This window comes from Streptomyces sp. NPDC052301 (genome assembly GCF_044593395.1).
Taxonomy (GTDB): Bacteria; Actinomycetota; Actinomycetes; order Streptomycetales; family Streptomycetaceae; genus Streptomyces.
Map to the genome: position 1 here is coordinate 670,412 of NZ_JBIUBE010000004.1, position 18,536 is coordinate 688,947.

14 protein-coding genes and 1 pseudogene are annotated in these 18,536 nt (G+C 74.6%); 1 reads left to right on the forward strand and 14 read right to left on the reverse strand.

Features of this window, described 5'->3' with window-relative positions:
- Positions 1–37 precede the first annotated feature (37 nt).
- From ACIHEJ_RS14075 to cobM, 7 genes and pseudogenes are all read right to left on the reverse strand, one after another.
- Positions 38–539: pseudogene (locus tag ACIHEJ_RS14075) on the reverse strand (NAD(P)H-dependent oxidoreductase).
- Complete coding sequence (cobC, locus tag ACIHEJ_RS14080; RefSeq protein ID WP_400135051.1) at positions 530–1,594, reverse strand: Rv2231c family pyridoxal phosphate-dependent protein CobC; 1,065 nt, start codon at positions 1,592–1,594, stop codon at positions 530–532. The pseudogene ACIHEJ_RS14075 and the gene cobC overlap by 10 nt, the downstream one beginning before the upstream one ends.
- The gene (locus tag ACIHEJ_RS14085; protein WP_400135052.1) at positions 1,584–2,501 is read right to left on the reverse strand and encodes a sirohydrochlorin chelatase; all 918 of its coding nucleotides are present in this window, start codon (positions 2,499–2,501) and stop codon (positions 1,584–1,586) included. The genes cobC and ACIHEJ_RS14085 overlap by 11 nt, the downstream gene beginning before the upstream one ends.
- Complete coding sequence (locus tag ACIHEJ_RS14090) at positions 2,498–3,094, reverse strand: precorrin-8X methylmutase (RefSeq protein WP_400135053.1); 597 nt, start codon at positions 3,092–3,094, stop codon at positions 2,498–2,500. Before ACIHEJ_RS14090 ends, ACIHEJ_RS14085 begins: the two co-directional genes overlap by 4 nt.
- A complete protein-coding gene (cobJ, locus tag ACIHEJ_RS14095; protein ID WP_400135054.1) occupies positions 3,091–4,782 on the reverse strand; it encodes a precorrin-3B C(17)-methyltransferase in 1,692 nt (563 codons plus the stop codon). Before cobJ ends, ACIHEJ_RS14090 begins: the two co-directional genes overlap by 4 nt.
- Positions 4,779–6,014, reverse strand: a complete 1,236-nt coding sequence (cbiE, locus tag ACIHEJ_RS14100) for a precorrin-6y C5,15-methyltransferase (decarboxylating) subunit CbiE (RefSeq protein WP_400135055.1) — start codon at positions 6,012–6,014, stop codon at positions 4,779–4,781. Before cbiE ends, cobJ begins: the two co-directional genes overlap by 4 nt.
- The gene (gene cobM / locus ACIHEJ_RS14105) at positions 6,011–6,829 is read right to left on the reverse strand and encodes a precorrin-4 C(11)-methyltransferase (RefSeq protein WP_400135056.1); all 819 of its coding nucleotides are present in this window, start codon (positions 6,827–6,829) and stop codon (positions 6,011–6,013) included. Before cobM ends, cbiE begins: the two co-directional genes overlap by 4 nt.
- A gap of 118 nt (positions 6,830–6,947) precedes the next feature.
- Here cobM and ACIHEJ_RS14110 point away from each other — a divergent pair, with 118 nt between their 5' ends.
- Positions 6,948–7,679, forward strand: coding sequence for a ZIP family metal transporter (locus tag ACIHEJ_RS14110; protein ID WP_400135057.1), 732 nt, complete (start codon positions 6,948–6,950; stop codon positions 7,677–7,679).
- A gap of 14 nt (positions 7,680–7,693) precedes the next feature.
- On the opposite strand, the gene cobI is transcribed toward ACIHEJ_RS14110, so the two are convergent.
- The 7 genes from cobI to ACIHEJ_RS14145 are packed head-to-tail and all read right to left on the reverse strand — an operon-like array spanning position 7,694 to position 18,454.
- The gene (gene cobI, locus ACIHEJ_RS14115; protein WP_400135058.1) at positions 7,694–8,425 is read right to left on the reverse strand and encodes a precorrin-2 C(20)-methyltransferase; all 732 of its coding nucleotides are present in this window, start codon (positions 8,423–8,425) and stop codon (positions 7,694–7,696) included.
- Positions 8,422–9,771, reverse strand: a complete 1,350-nt coding sequence (locus ACIHEJ_RS14120; protein WP_400135151.1) for a cobyrinate a,c-diamide synthase — start codon at positions 9,769–9,771, stop codon at positions 8,422–8,424. The genes cobI and ACIHEJ_RS14120 overlap by 4 nt, the downstream gene beginning before the upstream one ends.
- Positions 9,768–10,367, reverse strand: coding sequence for a cob(I)yrinic acid a,c-diamide adenosyltransferase (cobO, locus tag ACIHEJ_RS14125; protein WP_228623965.1), 600 nt, complete (start codon positions 10,365–10,367; stop codon positions 9,768–9,770). The genes ACIHEJ_RS14120 and cobO overlap by 4 nt, the downstream gene beginning before the upstream one ends.
- On the reverse strand, positions 10,367–12,358 hold the full coding sequence (locus ACIHEJ_RS14130) for a putative cobaltochelatase (protein WP_400135059.1): 1,992 nt from the start codon (positions 12,356–12,358) through the stop codon (positions 10,367–10,369). Before ACIHEJ_RS14130 ends, cobO begins: the two co-directional genes overlap by 1 nt.
- Positions 12,355–16,008 carry a cobaltochelatase subunit CobN gene (gene cobN, locus ACIHEJ_RS14135; RefSeq protein ID WP_400135060.1) on the reverse strand — a complete coding sequence of 1,218 codons (3,654 nt, stop codon included), beginning with the start codon at positions 16,006–16,008 and terminating at the stop codon, positions 12,355–12,357. The genes ACIHEJ_RS14130 and cobN overlap by 4 nt, the downstream gene beginning before the upstream one ends.
- Positions 16,005–17,513: a cobyric acid synthase gene (locus ACIHEJ_RS14140; RefSeq protein ID WP_400135061.1), complete on the reverse strand. Its 1,509-nt coding sequence runs from the start codon at positions 17,511–17,513 to the stop codon at positions 16,005–16,007. Before ACIHEJ_RS14140 ends, cobN begins: the two co-directional genes overlap by 4 nt.
- Positions 17,510–18,454, reverse strand: a complete 945-nt coding sequence (locus ACIHEJ_RS14145) for a cobalamin biosynthesis protein (protein WP_400135062.1) — start codon at positions 18,452–18,454, stop codon at positions 17,510–17,512. The genes ACIHEJ_RS14140 and ACIHEJ_RS14145 overlap by 4 nt, the downstream gene beginning before the upstream one ends.
- Positions 18,455–18,536 lie beyond the last annotated feature (82 nt).

An 18,536-nucleotide genomic window follows, 5' to 3' on the forward strand; every position in this document is an offset into this window, starting at 1 on the left:
CGCCGGGGAGGGGGCGGCTTCGCGGCGCCGCCGCCCATCAGGACAACGGGTCGAGCAGGGTCTCGGCGTACCCGGGGCCTGCCCGTGGAGCGGGTGGCCGTCCTGCCAGGCGGTGAGGAGTCCGGGAAGCCCAGCCCGTCCCGGACGGTGACCGCGTGCAGCTCGGTCAGCACGTTCTCCGGGTGCAGCGCCGCGTGCCGTCCGCCCGCCGCGCCGCCGTAGCCGGCGAAGGCGACGGGCTCGGCCGTCCACCGGGTGAAGTGCCAGTCGATGGCCGCCTTCAGGGAGGCCGGGTAGCTGTGGTCGTACTCCGGGGTGACGATGACGAACGCGTCCGCCTCCTCCAGCGCCGCGGTCGGCCTCGCCTTCCCGGCCCGCCGCGGGTGGTCGTCACCGGCGGACTTCGGCTAGACCTCCGGCAGCGCCAACGGGATGGCGACGTCGGCCAGGTCGACGACGTCCACATCGAACCCGCCGTGCCGCCGGGCCTGTCCGGTCACCCACGAACCCACGACCGGACCGAACCGGCTCACGGCGATCTCGTGAGAGAACCCCTCAGCGCCTCCAGGAACCCGTTCACCGTGGCCCGGTCCCGCACGGCCATCCGCACCCAGTCCGCACCGAGCCCCGGGAACGTGTCCCCCCGCCGCACGGCGTAGCCCAGCTCACGCAGCCGGTGTCGTACCGCGGTGGCCCCCGGCATACGGACCAGCACGAACGGGCCCTCCGCGGGTTCCACCACCCGCACTCCCCGCCCGGCCAACTCCGCGAGCCCCGCCACCAGATGGGCCCGGTCCGCCGCGATCCGGTGCGCCGCGTGCCCCGCCTCCGCCAACGCCCGCGGCGCCACGCACGCCTCGGCCGCGGCCAGCGCCGGCGTCGACACCGGCCACAGCGGCTGGACCCGATCCAGCTCGGCGACGATCTCCGCGGGAGCCAGCACGTAGCCGATCCGCAGCCCTGCCAGTCCCCAGGTCTTGGTGAGGCTGCGCAGTACCACCAGACCGGGCACGTCGGTCCGTCCGGCCAGCGCCTCCCGTTCACCCGGCACCGCGTCCATGAACGCCTCGTCGACCACCAGCGTCCGCCCGGGACGGGCCAGCCGGACGATCGTCGCGGCCGGATGCAGGACCGACGTCGGATTGGTGGGGTTGCCTATCACGACCAGGTCCGCGTCCTCCGGCACGGCCGCCGGATCCAGCCGGAACCCGTCCTCCTCCCGCAGCAGCACCCGGTCCACGGAGTGTCCCGCGTCCCGCAGCGCCGCCTCCGGCTCGGTGAACTGCGGGTGCACGACCACCGGCCGCCGCACCTTCAGGGCCCGGGCGAGCAGCACGAAGGCCTCCGCCGCCCCCGCCGTCAGCAGCACCCGCTCCACCGGCAGCCCGTGCCGCGCCGCCACCGCCGCCCGCGCCGCCCGCCCGTCCGGGTAGGCCGCGAGGGACGCCAGCGAGCCGGCGATCTCCTGCCGCAGCCACGGGGGAGGGGTGTCCGCGCGGACGTTGACGGCGAGGTCGACCAGCTGCGCCCCGTCGTCCCGTACCTCGGCGTCCCCGTGATGACGCAGATCCGGCCCCGTGTCGTCAGTGCGCATGACTGTGCGAGTGCCCCCCGTGATGGTGGTGCCCGTGCCCGTGGTGGTGGCCGTCGTCGTCCGGGTGGAAGTGCGGCTGCTGCGGCAGCCCCACCTTGTCCTCGAAGCCCGGCAGCGCGATCCGGTACACGCACGAGTCGCAGTTCATGCGCAGATCACCCTTGACGGCCTCCGCGTACCGCTCCATCACCAGGTCCAGCAGCTCCGGCTCGGGCCCGATGACGTCGGCCGACCGCACCTCGGTCTCCGGGTGCGCTGCGGCCCACGCCTCGGTCTGCTGCCGCACCCGGTCCGGCAGGATCCCGGTGAACAGGAAGTAGGGCAGGACGGCGATCCGCCGGGCGCCCAGCTTCGCGCACCGGTCCAGCCCGCTCGGCACGTCCGGCGCCGCCAGCGACACGAACGCCGTCTCCACGCCGGCGTACCCGCGCCCCTCCCACAGCAGCCGGGCCGCCTTGTGCACCTCGGCGTTGGCGTCGGGGTCGGTCGAGCCGCGCCCGACGAGCAGCACGGTCACCTCCGAGCGGTCCGTGTCGCCCAGCACCTCGTCCAGCCGCCGCTCCAGCACGTTCAGCAGCGCCGGGTGCGGGCCCAGCGGGCGGCCGTAGGTGTACGAGATCCCCGGGTGCCGTTCCTTCTCGCGGGCCAGCGCGGCCGGGATGTCACCCTTGGCGTGCCCGGCGGACACCAGCATCAGCGGTACGGCCGCGAACCGGCGTACGCCCCGCTCCACCAGCTCGGTGACGGCCTCGCCCAGCGGCGGCGGGGACAGCTCGATGAAGCCGCCCGCGACGGGCAGCTCGGGGTGACGGCGGCCCAGCTCCCGGACGAAGTCGCGGAACGCCTCGGCTCCGGCGTCGTCACGGGTGCCGTGTCCGGCGATGAGCAGGGCGGGCGGGGTGGTCACGAGATCTCCTCAGACGAAACGGGGTGGTACAGCAGGGCGTTGAGCGCGGCGGAGGCGACCGCCGAGCCGCCCTTCTCGGACACGTTGCTCACGGCGGGCAGCCCGCTCTCGCGCAACGCGGCCTTGGACTCGACCGCTCCGACGAAGCCGACGGGCAGGCCGATGACGAGCGCGGGGGAGGCGCCCAGGGTGAGCAGCTCCTCCAGCGCGGTCGGGGCGTTCCCGATCACCCAGAGGGCGCCGGGCCCGACCTGTTCGTAGGCGAGCCGGATCCCGTGCGCCGAACGGGTCAGTCCGGGGCCGGACTGCGCCTCCTTCAGCCGGCACACGGTCTCCCGGCGGGTGATGCCGGCCGCGACCATCTCCACGTCCACGACGACCGGCGCCCCGGCGTGCAGCGCCGCGTGCGCCTGCACCAGGTCGTCCTCGTCCATGACCAGGTCGGTCGCGTACTCCAGGTCGGCGGCGGAGTGGATGACCCGCTCCACCACCGCCCGGGTCAGCGGCGGGAAGTGCGAGGTGTCCAGACGGGCGCGCAGCCGCCGGTAGGACTCCTCCTCGATGGGATGGACCACACGGGCCGCACCGTTCACTTCGGCTCCTCCTGCCAGCGGTATCCGCGCGGGGTCACCATGCGGCCCGCGATGATCCGGGTCGCGGTGTTGCCGACGGTCACGACCGTCATCATGTCGACCGTCGCCGGGTCGAGTCCGGCGAGCGTGGTCACCCGGCTCGACCCGTCCGGCCGGGACGCGTTGCGGACGACACCCACGGGGGTCGCCGGCTCCCGGTGCCCGGCGAGGATCGCGAGCGCCTTGGGCAGCTGCCAGTCGCGGCCCCGGGAGCGCGGGTTGTAGAAGGTGACCACGAGGTCCGCCTCGGCCGCCGCGCGCACCCGGCGCTCGATGACCTCCCACGGCGTGTGCAGGTCGGACAGGCTGATGGACACGTGGTCGTGGCCCAGCGGCGCGCCCAGGATCGCGCCGGCGGCCAGCGCGGCCGTCACCCCGGGCACCCCGACCACGTCGATGTCGTCGGACGCCTCGGCGAGCGCCGGGGAGGCCATGGCGTACACGCCCGCGTCCCCGCTGCCGATCAGCGCCACCGCGTGCCCCTTGCGGGCCTCCGCGACCGCCGTACGGGCCCGCTCCTCCTCCGCGCCGAGCCCCGACTCCAGCACCCGGGTGCCGGGCCGGAGCAGATCGCGGATCTGGTCGACGTACTGGTCGAGCCCGACCAGTACCGAGGCCCGCCGCAGCTCGTCCGCCGCGCGCGGGGTGAGCAGGTCCCGGGCGCCGGGCCCGAGCCCGACCACCGCGAGCCGCCCGCGCCCCGGCCGCCGTACCACGGCACAGGTCGCCATCGCGGGCTGCCCGTCGGCACGCTCGGACTTCCGCTTGGGGACGACCAGTTCACCGCCCCGGACCAGGGCGGCGGCCTCCGCCACGGACGGCGTGCCGACGGCCGCGAGGGGCGCGTCCGACGGGTTGGGCACCTCGACGGCGGCCAGCTCCTCGGCGGAGTACGTCACCAGGGGGACCCCGAGCCGCTCGGCGGCGGCCACGATGCCGGGCTCCTCCGCCTTGGCGTCCACGGTGGCGAGCTCGGCGAGCGATTTCGGCGAGAGCCCCGCCTCGGCCAGCGCCCGCTCGACCAGCCCCAGCACCTCCTCGGCCGGCGCGCCCCTGGACGCGCCGACGCCGACCACCAGGGACGGCGGCCTGAGCAGCACCTCGCGCTCGCCCGGTGCGACCTCCCGGTCGGTGAGCCGGATGGTGTACGACCCCCGCGGCGCGGTCGGCAGCGCGGGCAGCGGCCACGCCACCTCGGCCTGAAGCGCCACCGGCTCGCCGTCCAGCAGCGCCCGGGAGACCACCGCGACCGAGCCCTCGTGGGGCAGGCCCAGCGTGTCCAGGCCCGGAAGCCCGACGGCGTCCGTCGCGGTCGTCACCACCGGCTCGGCCCCCAGCGACTCCCCGACCTCACGCGCCAGTTCGTTGGCGCCGCCGCCGTGCCCGCCGAGCAGCGACACCGCGAACCGGCCGCCCTCGTCCACGCACACCACGCCCGGGTCGGCCGTCTTGTCACCGAGCAGCGGGGCGATCAGCCGCACCACCGCGCCCGTCGCCAGGAAGCAGACCAGCTGCTCGCACTCGGCGAACGCGGCCCGTACGGCGTCCCCGACGGGACCCTCGTACACCCGCGTCCGGTCCGGCCAGGCCGCGGCCAGCCGGTCCCGCGCCGCCGCCCCCGCCGTGGTGGCGGAAATGAGGCCGATCACTGGTCAACTCCTTCGGTAGGCGCCGGGGTTCTCACGCCCCAGAGCAGGAACACAGGATTGGTCGCCGCGAGCCGGGTGACCTCGCCCGGCAGGGGGGCCAGCCGCGACGACTGCAGCAGCACCCCGTCGCAGGTGAACCCGGCGGCCGTGAGCGCCTCGCGCGTCGCCGGCACCCGGTCCAGGGCGGCCATGGCGACGACGACCGTCCGCCGGGCCCGCCGGGCGCACGCGGTGACGATGGCGGGCAGCTCGCGCCCCCCGCCGCCGACGAACACCGCGTCGGGATCCGCCAGCCCCTCCAGGGCAGCGGGCGCCGAGCCGTGCACCACCCGCACGTCGACGCCGTGGGCCCGCGCGTTGGCGTGGATCCGCTGCACACCGTCCGGGGTCCGCTCGACGGCGACGACGGCGGCGCCGAGCCGCGCGCACTCCACCGCCACCGAGCCCGACCCGGCACCCACGTCCCACACCAGCTCGCCCAGGCGCGGCCCGAGCCGGGCCAGGGCGAGCGCCCGCACCTCGAACTTGGTGATCATCGAGTCCCGGTGCGCGAACTCGCTCTCGTCGAGCGCCCACCGGCCGGGCCGGGCCGCCGCGCCGGCGACCGTGCGCACCGCGCCGAGCGCCCGCGTCCCGTCCAGGCACAGCACCACGCTCACCGCCGTGCCCCAGTCCCGGGCCGCCGCCTCGGCCGGCGTCACCCGCTCCACGCGCTCCCGCCGCGGATCGCCGAGCGCGCTCGCCACGACGAGGACCCGGTCACCGCCGGCGAGGGCCGCGCCCAGCTCGGCGGGTCCGGCTCCCGGGCCGGTGAGGACGGCCACCTTGGGGTGGGCCCGGCACGCGTTGGCGGCCGTACGGAGATCCCGGCCGTGCGCGCTGACGACGACCGCGTCGTCCCAGGGCAGCCCGATCCGGGCGAAGGCCGTGGCCACGGAGGACACCCCCGGCCGTACGTCCAGCAGGTCCGGGCCGAACCGCTCCGCCAGCGCCCGCACGATCCCGAAGAACCCGGGATCCCCGGAGGCCAGCACGAGAACCGGCAGCTCCTTGCCGACGTACTCCCCGATCGTGACCAGGGCGGGCGCCAGCGGGCCGAGCACGACCCGCTCGGCCCCTTCGGGCACCCGCACGGCGTCCAGGTGCCGCCGCGCGCCGACGACGAGGGCCACCCCTTCCGTGACGCCCTGCGGGACGGGCGCTCCCGTGCCCGTGCCGACGACCGTGATCAACTGCTCGCCCCGCGCTCGCGCAGCGCCCGGCGGGCCTCCGGGTCGGCCTTGCGGTAGCCGTGGAAGTGTCCCGGGTGGTACAGGTGCGAACGGGTGCCGTGCGCGGCCAGCGCCGGGCCGACCAGGAACAGCGTGTGCTTCCAGAGCTTGTGCTCCTTCACCGTCTCCTCCAGCGTGCCGATCGTGCACGTCACGACCAGCTCCTCCGGCCAGGTGGCCTGGTAGGCGACGACCACCGGGGTGTCGGTCGGATAGCCGCCCTCCAGCAGCTCGCGCACCAGCTGCCCGCTGCGTGCCGCCGACAGGAAGACCGCCATGGTGGTGCCGTGCCGGGCGAACTCGCGCACCTCCTCGCCGGGCGGCATCGGCGTCTTGCCGCCGCCCAGCCGGGTGAGCACCACGGACTGCGCGACCTCGGGGACGGTCAGCTCGCGCTGCGCGAGCGCGGCCACGGCCGAGAACGAGGAGACGCCCGGCACGACCTCGGTCGCGATCTCCAGGTCCGCGCACCGGTCCAGCTGCTCCTGCGTCCCGCCCCACAGCGCCGGGTCGCCGGAGTGGATGCGCGCGACCTTCAGGCCCTCGGTGCGGGCGCGCCGGTAGACGGCGACGACGTCCTCCAGGGACATGGTCGCCGAGTCCAGGATCTCCGCGTCCTCGCGCGCGTGCTCGAGGACCTCGGCCTGGACCAGGCTCGCCGCCCAGATCACCACGTCCGCCTCGGCGATCGCGCGTGCGGCACGGAACGTCAGCAGATCGGCGGCGCCGGGGCCGGCACCGACGAACGTCACCTTGCCGGTGGGGGCATCGGCCATGGGAAGGGGTCCTCTCGTACGGGAACACACGTCAGCAACGGGCGGAATGTCAGGATGTGGGGGAGTGCGGGAGGCGCCGGATGTGCGCGAAGCCGCCTCCATCGGATAGCAAGGGCCTATGGCGGTCTTCGTCGCGCTCGGCGCGTTCCTGATGACGCTGGCCGGCGGCTGGACGGCTCAGCGCGTGACCGACCGTCGGCACCTGGTCCTGGGCCTGGCCGGCGGTCTGATGCTGGGCGTGGTCGGCCTGGACCTGCTGCCGGAGGCGCTCGCCGCGGCCGGCCGCAAGGTCTTCGGCGTACCCGCCGCCCTGCTGCTGTTCGTGACCGGCTTCCTCCTGGCCCATCTGGTGGAGCGCACGCTGGCCGCCCGGCAGGCCGCGCACGGCGGCGCCGAGGGACACGACCACCGGGCGCCCGAGGTGGGCCTGACGGCGGCCGGGGCGATGGTGGGACACAGCGCCATGGACGGCGTGGCCATCGGCGCGGCCTTCCAGGTGGGCGGCGGCATGGGCGCGGCCGTCGCGCTCGCCGTGATCGCCCACGACTTCGCCGACGGGTTCAACACCTTCACCATCACGAGCCTGTACGGCAACGCGCGCCGCCGGGCGATAGGCATGCTGGTGGCCGACGCCTGCGCACCCCTGCTGGGCGCGCTGTCGACCGCCTTCTTCCACATCCCCGAACGGGTGCTCGGCGGCTATCTGGGTCTCTTCGGCGGCGTCCTGCTCTACCTCGCCGCCGCCGAGATCCTGCCCGAGGCCCACCACGAGCACCCGGCGCGCTCCACCCTGCTGTGCACGGTGGCGGGCGCCGCGTTCATCTGGCTGGTGGTCGGCCTCTCCGCCTGACCGGGTCCGCCGCGTCACAGCTTCCCGCCCCGCCCGCCGTCGCGCCGGGGCGGGGCGATCAGCGTCGACAGGTACGGCAACGGCGCCCCGTCCAGCTCGGCGGCCGGCCGCACCGACTCCTCCGGCAGCCCCAGCGCCGACCCCCACACCGCGTCCCCGAGCCGCCCGGTCTCCGCCAGCACCTCGGCGACCTCGGCGGCCTGCCGCCCGAACTTGTACGCGACCACGGTCCCGGGCCCGGCCAGGGCGTCCTTGAGCACGGCCGACCCCGCGGTGACCGGCACCAGCGTCAGCGGCTCGGTGCCCTCGGTCAGCACGGCACCGGAGCGCGCCGCGAGATCCTGCATGGCGGTGATGCCGGGCACGGTCTCCACCACGACACCCGGCACCAGTTCGATGATCGTCTGCGCGAGATAGGTGAACGTCGAGTACACGTTGGGGTCGCCGATGGTGGCGAAGGCGACGCACGCGTGCCGCCGCAGCAGCCCGGCGACCCGTTCGCCCGCCGCGTCCCACGCGGCCTCCCGGCGCGCCCGGTCGGTCCGCTCGTTCAACGCGAACACCACCCGGACGACCTTGTCCTCGGGCACGTAGTGCAACACGGTCGCCTCGGCCCGGCCCCGCTCGCCCGTGTCCATCACGGGGACGACGACGACATCGGCCGCGCGCAGGGCGTTGACCCCCTTGACGGTCACCAGCTCCGGATCCCCGGGACCGACCCCGACTCCGACCAGCCTGCTGCTCATGACGTCCGGCACCTCTCCACGAACCGACGGGCGACACCGGGCTGCGACGCCCAGTGCGTGTGCAGATAACTCGCGTGCACGCCCTGCTGTACGAAACCTTCGACCCGCCGCACGGGACCCCGCACCCCCCAGGCCGGGGCGGACCCGGCCCCGGGCTCGACGACCGTGCGGTGGAACTCGTGCCCCCGCATCCGCGTCCCGGCGACGGCCAGCACACTGTCCCCGACCGCCACGGCGTCCCGGTAGCCCAGGGTCAGCCGTTCCGTCATCCGCGCGGTGGCATCGAGCACCCCGCACATGGGCTGCCCGTCCAACTCGCGGCACAGGTAGAGCAGACCGGCGCACTCGGCGGCCACCGGGGCGCCGCTCAGGGCCAGTTCGGCGACGGCCTTGCGGAGGGGTTCATTGGCGGACAGCTCACCGGCGTACACCTCGGGGAATCCGCCCCCGATGACCAGCCCGGCCGTTCCCTCGGGCAGCTGCTCGTCCCGCAGCGGATCGAAGGGAACGACCTCGGCACCGGCGGCGGTGAGCAGTTCGGTGTGCTCGGCGTAGGAGAAGGTGAACGCGGGCCCGCCGGCGACGGCGACCACTTCACGTGTCCCCGTCGTGGCCACGGGAGGTTCCCACGGAGCGCAGGACAGGTCTCCCGCACTGCGTGCCAGTCCCAGCAGAGCGTCGAGGTCGCACCCGCGCTCCACCTGCGCAGCCATCGCCCCGACGGCGTCCATCGCGTCGGAGCGCCGTTCGGCGACCGGTACCAGGCCCAGATGGCGGGACGGCGTATCCACCTGATCAACCCGCCGCAGCACGCCCAGAACAGGCACCCCCGCCGCGTCCAGGGCCTCCCGCAGCAGCGACTCGTGCCGGTCGGACCCCACCTTGTTCAGGATGACGCCCCCGACCCGCACCTGCGGATCCCAGGAGGCGAACCCGTGCACCAGCGCCGCCACCGACCGCGACTGCGACGACGCGTCCACGACCAGCACCACCGGCGCCCGCAGCAGCTTGGCCACATGGGCGGTGGACGCGAGTTCGCCCTCGCCCGCCGCCCCGTCGTACAGCCCCATCACGCCCTCGACGACGGCGATGTCGCACCCCCGCGCCCCGTGCAGGAACAGCGGAGCGACCAGCTCAGGACCGCACAGGTACGCGTCCAGGTTGCGCCCCGCCCGCCCGGTCGCCAGCGCGTGATACCCGGGGTCGATGTAGTCCGGCCCGACCTTGTGCGGGGACACGGCGAGTCCCCGCGCGGCGAACGCGGCCATCAGCCCCGTGGCGACGGTGGTCTTGCCGCTGCCCGAGGAGGGCGCGGCGACGACCAGCCGAGGCACCGACGATGTCACCACTCGATGCCCTTCTGGCCCTTCTGTCCCACGTCCATGGGGTGCTTGACCTTGGACATGTCGGTCACGAGGTCGGCGAAGTCCACCAGCTTCTCCGGGGCGTTGCGCCCCGTGATCACCACGTGCTGGGTACCGGGCCGGTTCCGCAGCACGTCCACGACCTCGTCCGTGTCCACCCACCCCCAGTGCATCGGGTAGGCGAACTCGTCCAGCACGTACAACCGGTACGTCTCGGCGGCCAGGTCCCGCTTGACCTGCTCCCAGCCCTCCCGGGCCTTCTCCTCGTTGTCCATCTGGGCGTCGCGCTGGACCCAGGACCAGCCCTCGCCCATCTTGTGCCAGTCGACGGTCCCGCCCTCGCCGGAGGCGCCGAGCACCCGCAGGGCGTTCTCCTCGCCGACCTTCCACTTCGCCGACTTGACGAACTGGAACACCCCGATCGGCCACCCCTGGTTCCAGGCACGCAGCGCGAGCCCGAACGCGGCGGTGGACTTTCCCTTGCCCACGCCCGTGTGCACCACTACCAGCGGCCGGTTCCGGCGCTGCCGGGTCGTCAGACCGTCGTCCGGCACCACACTCGGCTGTCCCTGCGGCATTACGCGGCCCTCCTCTGCACGTCCTTCACCAGCCCGGCGATCGAGTCCGCCCGCAACTCGTCGAGCGTCACCGCCGTACCGCCCAGCTCACCCGCGAGCTGCCCGGCGAGCCCCAGCCGCACCGGCCCCGACTCGCAGTCCACGACCACCGAGGCGACCTGATCGGCCGCGAACAGCCGAGCCGCGCGGCCGGCCAGCGCGACCGGCTCCGGGCCGCCGGTGGCCCGCCCGTCCGTCACCAGCACGACCAGCGCCCGCCGCGCCGGGTCCCGCAGCCGCTCCACGCGCAGCACCTCGTGCGCCTTGAGCAGCCCGGCCGCCAGCGGCGTACGGCCACCGGTCGGCAGCGACTGAAGCCGCGCGGCGGCGGCGTCCACGGACGAGGTCGGCGGCAGCGCCACCTCCGCACCGGACCCGCGGAACGTCACCAGCCCCACCTTGTCCCGCCGCTGGTAGGCGTCGAGCAGCAGCGACAGCACGGCGCCCTTCACGGCGCTCATCCGCTGCCGCGCCGCCATCGACCCCGAGGCGTCCACCACGAACAGCACGAGGTTGCCCTCACGCCCCTCCCGGGCCGCCTGCCGCAGATCGTCCCGGCGGATCACCAGCCCCGGCCCGGACCGGCCGCGCGCCCGCTGGTGCGGAGCCGCCGCCTGCACGGTGGCGGCCAGGTGCAGCTTGGTCAGCGCGCCCCGGGGCCGCCGGGCGCCGGTCGTCCGCCCGTGCTCGGTGCGGGCCCGCGACCGCCGCCCTGCGGCGCCCTCGCCGATCCCGGGGACGCTCAGCACCTTGGTACGGAAGGGTTCGGCGGCCCGGACGGCCGACTGCTCCCGGGAACCGGACGTCTGCGGTTCGCCGCCCTCACCGGCCTCCGGGCGGGCGGAGGTGTCTCCGCCGCCCTGCGGGCCGGAGTCGGGCTGCGGCCGGCCGCCGCCCCCGCCGGGTCCGTCGGGATCGGGATCGTCGTCGCCCTCGTCCTCCCCGGAGAACTGCTCCAGGGTCTCGTCCAGCGTGTCCTCGTCCAGCCCCGGCGCGTCGAAGGGGTTACGGCGCCTGCGGTGCGGCAGCGCGAGCAGCGCGGCCTGCCGCACGTCCTCGGCGAGCACGTCGGTCCGCCCGGCCCACGCGGCCAGCGCGGTCGCCGTACGCGCCATCACGATGTCGGCGCGCATGCCGTCCACCTCGAAGGCCGCGCAGGTCGCCGCGATCTGCCGCAGCGCGCCGTCGCCCAGCCGCACCTGCGGCAGCAACTGACGTGCCGCCACGATGCGTTGCCGTACGGCGGCCTCCTCCTCCGCCCAGCGTGCGGCGAAGCCGGCCGGATCGTCGTCGTACGCCAGCCGGCGCCGCACCACCTCGACCCGCTGGTCCGGCTCCCGCGAGGCGGCGACCTCCACGGTCAGCCCGAACCGGTCCAGCAGCTGCGGGCGCAGCTCGCCTTCCTCGGGGTTCATGGTGCCGACCAGCAGGAACTTCGAGGCGTGCCGCACGGAGACGCCCTCGCGCTCCACGTACGAGGCACCCATCGCCGCCGCGTCCAGCAGCAGGTCGACCAGGTGGTCGTGGAGCAGGTTGACCTCGTCGACGTACAGGATCCCGCGGTGCGCGTCGGCCAGCAGGCCCGGCTCGAACGCCTTCACGCCCTCCGCGAGGGCCCGCTCGATGTCCAGGGCGCCGACCAGCCGGTCCTCGGAGGCGCCGACGGGCAGCTCGACCATCCGGGCGGGCCGGTGCGCGCCCGGCCCCGGCTCGTGCGGACCGTCGGGGCAGGACGGGTCCGGTACCGCCGGGTCGCAGGAGAACCGGCAGCCGGGGACCACGGCCACCTCGGGCAGCAGCGCCGACAGCGCGCGCACGGCCGTCGATTTGGCCGTGCCCTTCTCGCCGCGCACCAGCACCCCGCCGACCGCCGGCGAGACGGCGTTCAGCAGCAGCGCGAGCCGCAGGTCGTCCTGGCCGACAACGGCCGTGAAAGGGAAGGGGGTGGTCACTGGTCGTCGCCCTCCAAGTCGCCTTCCAGCTCCAGGTAGGTGGCGCGCAGCCGCTCCAGCGTGTCCGCGTCCGGTTCCGCCCACAGGCCGCGGTCGGCCGCCTCCAGGAGCCGTTCGGTGATGCCGCGCAGCGCCCACGGGTTGGACGTCTTCATGAAGTCCCGGTTCTCCGGGTCGAAGACGTACTCAGCGCTGAGCTTCTCGTACATCCAGTCGTCGACCACGCCCGCCGTGGCGTCGTAGCCGAACAGGTAGTCCACGGTCGCCGCCATCTCGAAGGCGCCCTTGTAACCGTGCCGGCGCATGGCCGCCATCCAGCGCGGGTTGACCACGCGGGCCCGGAACACCCGGTGCGTCTCCTCGCCGAGCGTGCGGGTCTTCACCTGGTCAGGTACGGCGCTGTCGCCGACGTACGCCTCGGGGTTGGCGCCGGTCAGGTGCCGGACCATGGCGACCATGCCGCCGTGGTACTGGAAGTAGTCGTCGGCGTCGACCAGGTCGTGCTCGCGCGTGTCGACGTTCTTCGCGGCGACCGCGATCCGCTTGAACGCGGTCTCCATGTCGCCGCGCGCCGCCCGCCCGTCGAGCCCGCGCCCGTAGGCGTAGCCGCCCCAGACGGCGTACACCTCGGCCAGGTCCGCGTCGGAGCGCCAGTTGCGGGCGTCGATCAGCGGCAGCAGGCCGGCGCCGTACGCGCCCGGCTTCGAGCCGAAGATCCGGGCCGTCGCGCGCCGCCGGTCGCCGTGCTCGCGGATGTCCTCGTCGGCGTGCGCCCGCACGAAGTTCCGCTCCGCCGGCTCGTCCAGCTCGGCCACGGCCCGCACCGCGTCGTCGATCAACCCGACCACGTGCGGGAACGCGTCCCGGAAGAACCCGGAGATACGGACCGTGACGTCGATGCGCGGACGGCCCAGCTCCTCGAGCGGGACCACCTCGAAGCCGGTGACCCGGCGCGAGGCGTCGTCCCACACCGGACGGCAGCCCAGCAGCGCCAGGATCTCGGCGATGTCGTCGCCCTGGGTGCGCATCGCGGACGTGCCCCACACCGTGAGGCCGACGGACCGCGGGTACGCGCCGGTGTCCTGCAGATACCTCTGCACGAGCGAGTCGGCCAGCGACTGCCCGACCTCCCAGCTCAGCCGGGACGGAATGGCCTTGGGGTCGACGGAGTAGAAGTTCCGGCCGGTCGGCAGGACGTTCACCAGGCCGCGGGTCGGGGAGCCCGACGGACCCGCCGGGACGTAACCGCCGTCCAGCGCCCGCAGGATGTGCCCGATCTCGTCCGTGGTCCGCGCGAGCCGCGGGACGACCTCGTCGCAGGCGAACTCCAGCACCGCGAGCGCGGCCGGCAGTTCGGCGCCGAGCACGTCCGACAGGACGGCCGGGACGGCCGCGCGCTCCCAGGCCCGCTGCTCCATGCCCTCCGCGATCCGCCGGCACAGCTGCTCCAGCAGGTCGATCGCGTCGGAGGCGGTACGCGCCGGCCCCGCCACCAGGTCGGTCAGCTCCACCGGCACCTTCACCGGGGCGCCGGGCTCGCCCAGCAGCTCCTTCTCGTCCAGCCCGAAGTGCGCCGCCAGCGAGGACCGCAGCCCCGGCAGGGCGTTCGCCTGTCCGCCCCAGACCTGGGACGCGCGCAGCACGGCCAGCACCAGGTTCACGCGCGGCTCGCCCACCGGACCGCCGCCCAGGATGTGCAGGCCGTCGCGGATCTGCACGTCCTTGATCTCGCAGAGGTAGCCGTCGATGTGCATGACGAACTCGTCGAACTCGTCGTCGTCCGGCTGCTCGGCCACATGCAGGTCGTGGTGCAGCTCGGCCGCCTTGACCAGCGTCCAGATCTGGGCGCGCACCGCCGGGGCCTTGGTCGGGTCCAGGTCGGAGACGAGCGCGTACTCGTCGAGCAGCTGCTCCAGCTTGGCCAGGTCGCCGTAGGTGTCCGCGCGGGCCATCGGCGGCACCAGGTGGTCCACCACCGTGGCGTGGCCGCGCCGCTTGGCCTGGGTGCCCTCGCCGGGGTCGTTCACGATGAACGGGTAGATCAGCGGCAGGTCGCCGAGGACGGCGTCCGGGGCACAACCCGCGCTCAGGCCGAGGCCCTTGCCCGGCAGCCACTCCATCGTGCCGTGCTTGCCCATGTGCACGATCGCGTCCGCGCCGAAACTGTTCTCCAGCCAGCGGTAGGCCGCCATGTAGTGGTGCGAGGGCGGCATGTCGGGGTCGTGGTAGATCGCGATGGGGTTCTCGCCGAAGCCGCGCGGCGGCTGGATCATCACGACGACGTTCCCGAACTGCAGGGAGGCGAGCACGATGTCCTCACCGTCGACGTACAGGCTGCCCGGCGGCTCGCCCCACGCCTCGGTCATCGCGTCCCGCAGCTCCGGGTCCAGCTTCCCGAACCAGGCGCGGTAGTCCGCCAGCGGCACCCGCGCGGGCGCGGCGGCCAGCTGGTCCTCGGTGAGCCACTCGACGTCGTGGCCGCCCGCCTCGATCAGCCGGTGGATCAACTCGTCGCCGCCGGAGGGGTATTCGGTGAGCGCGTACCCGGCGTCCCGGAGCGCGTCCAGCACCCGCACCGCCGACGCGGGCGTGTCCAGGCCGACCGCGTTGCCGACCCGGGAGTGTTTGGTCGGGTACGCGGTGAAGACCAGCGCGATCTTCTTCTCGGCGTTCGGCTTGTGCTTCAACCGCGCGTGCCCGAGGGCGATCCCGGCCACCCGCGCGGCCCGCTCCGGATCGGCCACGTACACCGGGACCTCGTCCGGGCCCTGCTCCTTGAAGGAGAACGGCACGGTGACCAGCCGGCCGTCGAACTCCGGGATCGCGACCTGCATCGCCGCGTCCATGGGGGAGAGGGCGGCGTCCGACTCCGCCCAGGCGGCCCGCGAGGAGGTGAGACAGAGCCCCTGCAGCACGGGGACGTTCAAGTCGGCCAGCGCGCCGATGTCCCAGGATTCCTCGTCACCGCCCGCCGAGGCCTGCGAGGCGTGGGTGCCGCCGGCCGCGAGCACGGTCGCGACCAGCGCGTCGGCCCGGCCCAGCAGCTCGTACAGCCCGGAGTCCGCGCCACGCAGCGAACCGCAGTAGACGGGCAGGGCGTTGGCGCCCTTCGCCTCGATCGCCGCACACAGGGTGTCCACGAAGGCGGTGTTGCCGCTCAGCTCGTGCGCCCGGTAGAAGAGCACGCCCACGGTCGGACGGCCGTCTCGGACCTCGTACGAGCCGTGGACGCCGTACTCCGGCATCTTCCGTGGCTCCTCGAACCCCTCGCCGGTCAGCAGCACGGTGTCCGACAGGAACCGGGACAGCTCCAGCAGGTTCGCCGGGCCGCCCTCGACCAGGTACTTCAGGGCCTCCGCCACCACACCGGCCGGCACGGACGACTCGGCCATCAGCTCGGCGTCCGGCACGGCCTCGCCGCCCAGCAGCACGGTGGGGATCCCGGCCGCCTTCAGCGCGGCCAGCCCCTCCTCCCAGGCGCGCTTGCCGCCCAGCAGCCGTACGACGGCGAGGTCCGCGCCGTCGAGCAGGCCCGGCAGCTCCCCGGCGACGTCCACCCGGGTCGGGTTGCCGATGCGGTAGTCCGCGCCGGAGGCCCGGGCCGCCAGCAGATCCGTGTCGGCGGTCGACAACAACAACACTGTGCTCATGCGGGCGCTCCCGGTGGGATGAAAGGCAGTCCTTGCGGCGCGCCCGACTCGATGAGCCGCCACAGCGCGTCCGTGTCCGCGTGCTGTTCGATCAGGTCGCCGAGCCGGTCGAGCTGCTCCTCGCGCAGCGCGGCGAAGGAGGTGTCCGGCGCGGGCACGAAGCGGCGGCCCGCGGCGGCGGCCACCTCGCGCAGGAAGGCCCGCCGGAAGCCGTCCGACTCCAGCGAACCGTGCCAGTGGGTGCCCCAGGTCTGGCCGACCCGGCAGCCGTCCAGGAAGGGCTGACCGCCCAGGACGTCGGCCACCCCGTGGTGGATCTCGTACCCCTCGACCCGCTCGCCGAGGGCTTCGCCCACCGGCCGGGTGAGGGTCTTCTCGCGGGCGAACCGCACCCGCACGGGCAGCAGCCCGAGCCCGTCGACCGCGCCGGCGCGCGATTCGACCTCGTCCTCGATGTGCTCGCCGAGGATCTGGAAGCCGCCGCAGATGCCGAGGACCGGGCGCCCTTCGGCGGCCCGCCGTACGAGTGCGTCGGCGAGGCCCCGCGCGCGCAGCCACTCGAGCGCCCGTACGGTGCCGCGCGTGCCCGGTACGACGACCAGGTCCGCGTCCGCCAGCTCCTCCGGGCGGTCCACGAACCGCACCACGACTCCGGGTTCGGCGGCCAGCGCGTCCACGTCGGTGAAGTTGGACATCAGCGGGATCGCGCACACGGCGACCCGCAGCACGTCCTCGCCGACGGGCGGGGCCACGGTGGACTCGCGGACGGTGCCGCGCAGCGAGACACGCAGTCCGTCCTCCTCGTCGATGCCGAGCCCGTGCCGGAACGGCAGGACGCCGTAGGTGCGCCGTCCGGTGAGGCCGTGCAGCATCTCCAGGCCCGGCTCCAGCAGGGAGACGTCGCCGCGGAACTTGTTCACCAGGAAGCCGGCGATCAGCTCCTGGTCCTCCGGGGAGAGCAGGGCGACCGTGCCGAAGAAGGAGGCGAAGACGCCCCCGCGGTCGATGTCCCCCACCACCAGCACGGGCAGCCGCGCGTTGCGCGCGATCCCCATGTTCACGATGTCCGTCCGGCGCAGATTGATCTCCGCTGGCGAGCCCGCCCCCTCACAGATCACCGCGTCATACGTGCCCCGCAACTCGGCCAGGCAGTCCAGCACCGTGCCGAGCAGCCTCTGCTGCCGCCCGCCGTGGTAGCCGCGCGCGCTCAGCTCGCCGACCGGCTTGCCCAGCAGCACCACCTGGCTGCTCTGCTCGCCGCCCGGCTTCAGCAGCACCGGGTTCATCAGCGCGGTCGGCTCGATCCGGCACGCCTGGGCCTGCATGGCCTGGGCCCGCCCGATCTCCGCGCCCTCCCGCGTGACGAACGAGTTGAGGGACATGTTCTGCGCCTTGAAGGGCGCGACCTTGACGCCCTGGCGCACGAGCCACCGGCAGATCCCGGCCGTCACGACGCTCTTGCCGGCGTCGGAGGTGGTGCCGGCGACGAGGAGACCCCCGTTCACTTCCCACGTCCCTTCACGAGTCGGCGCGCGGCGACGGTGACGCCGAGCGCGAGCAGGCCGACGCGGCGGGAGAGCCGTACGGCCCGGTCGATGTCGGTGACCCGAACGGCGCGTCCGGACGCTCCGTTGAGCACGGGGCGGTGCTCGACCCGGCCGCCGTACGACAGCGTGCCGCCCAGCCGCACCCCCAGCGCCCCCGCGAACGACGCCTCGACGGGACCGGCGTTGGGGCTCGGGTGCTTGGCCGCGTCGTCCCGCCAGGCCCGTACGGCACCGCGGGGATCGGGGCCGGCGAGGGCGGCGAGCACGGCGGTCAGCCGGGCCCCCGGCCAGCCGGCGACGTCGTCCAGGCGCGCGGAGGCCCAGCCGTAGCGCCGGTGGCGGGGCGACGTGTGACCGACCATCGCGTCCAGGGTGTTGACGGCGCGGAACCCGAGCAGCCCGGGCACGCCCGCCACGGCACCCCACACCAGGGCGCCCACGACGGCGTCGGAGGTGTTCTCGGCGACGGACTCGACCACGGCCCGGGCGATCCCGTCGGCGTCCAGCGCCTGCGGGTCCCGGCCGCACAGGTGCGGCAGCCGGGCCCGGGCGGCCTCGACGTCCCCGGCTTCGAGGGCGCGGCCGATCGTGCGGGCCTCGCGGGCCAGCGAGGTGCCGCCGACGACGGCCCAGGTGGCCGCGGCGGTCAGCGCGGCGGAGGCGGCGGAGGAGGGGCGTACGGCGCGTGCGGCCACCGAGCCGAGGGCGACGGCGCCTCCGGCGCACACGGCGGTGTGCAGCGCACCCCAGCCGCGGTGGTCGTGCCACAACGCGCGTTCCACGGCCGCGGCCGCCCGCCCGAACACGGCCACCGGATGCCCGCGGCGCGGATCGCCGAGGAGCAGGTCACCGAGAAGGCCGGCGGCGGCGCCGTACGCGTAGGAGCGATCGGCACCCATCGGCTCAGCCGGCCGTGGGAGCGGGAGTGCGCCTGGTAGTGGTCCTCGAACGGCAGCCGAGCATGGCGATACAGGTCCTCAC